The organism is Aequorivita aurantiaca (assembly GCF_030410135.1).
Taxonomy (GTDB): Bacteria; Bacteroidota; Bacteroidia; order Flavobacteriales; family Flavobacteriaceae; genus Aequorivita; species Aequorivita aurantiaca.
The window spans coordinates 1-1,102 of record NZ_JAUGQQ010000035.1; the positions used below are offsets into that span (position 1 = coordinate 1).

1 protein-coding gene is annotated in these 1,102 nt (G+C 30.3%); it reads right to left on the reverse strand.

The annotated features are described in order from the left end of the window. Positions 1–267: 267 nt before the first annotated feature. On the reverse strand, positions 268–975 hold the full coding sequence (locus QRD02_RS14285; protein ID WP_290255638.1) for a hypothetical protein: 708 nt from the start codon (positions 973–975) through the stop codon (positions 268–270). Positions 976–1,102: the final 127 nt, after the last annotated feature.

Here is a 1,102-nt window from a genome sequence, read left to right on the forward strand (position 1 = left end):
CGAAGTGCCAAGTCCGAAAGTCTGGCGTTTGATTAATATCCGATAAAGGGGATGCGATTGCGCTGAATATCAATAATTTTTAATAGCCCACAACGGTTGTGTATAAGAATAGTAGGGCTGAAAAAGAGCGCAAACCATTCGGTTGAACACAAGCCGAATTTTTAAATTTTTCTAATTATTTTTTGTTCAATAAGCCAAATTTAAAAATTTGGCGACATCGCAAAAGTACTATTTCCATTAGGTTAAGCACTTATTGCCCTATTATTTTTATACGTTGTTAGCTGTAGTTCTTTCTTTCAGAATCTCAAATATTACATCTGTTTTAGTCATTGAAAATATATTGAATTTTATTTGATAATTTATCCAATGTGTTTTATTACTTAGGTCTTCATATTCAATCTTAAGTTCAAAATATGGTAATTCCTCAAGTAGTTCATAATTATCTTCAAGATTGTAAACGAGAAGAAACAGTATACTCATTAAATAATTTGGCAACTCTAATTGAAAAGACTTATTTTCAATATTTATTGGTATTAAAAAGTCTTTCTCCCTGTATTTCTGTGCTGAGAGATTATGTCCACTTTTCAATTCCTTATGTTCTATAGATAAAAAACCATTTCCCATTTCGCTTATTTCAAGTCCATCTATATTTTTGGATGCAAGTTTTATATATTCTTGGTCATTTATGTTAAAAGTGAATTTCAGGTTTTTTGCAGAAGCTAAGCCAATATTATAAATGTTAAGAAAGCAATGCTTGGACTTAATTTTTGATTTTATGTCTTCAAATAGTATCGAGTTATGTTTCAGTTTATCATCTATCAACATTGTATATGAACTTTCTCCTAAAATTACATTAGGTAGATAAGTAGTTTCGCGTTGTCGCCTTATTTCCTTAAGTGTTTTTACTGTAATAACTGTGTATATAACTGTAGAGATGGCTGCAATTATAGCAAAAATTGAAACTATTGTTGTCATTTATTTATTTATGGTTTTTTTGAATTACAGCTAACGTTTAGTATAACCGCAGTTACGGATTAAATTTAATGTTTTTCGGATAAGCACCTACGGTAGCAATTACGCGTGGATTCGGACGCAGTCGAAT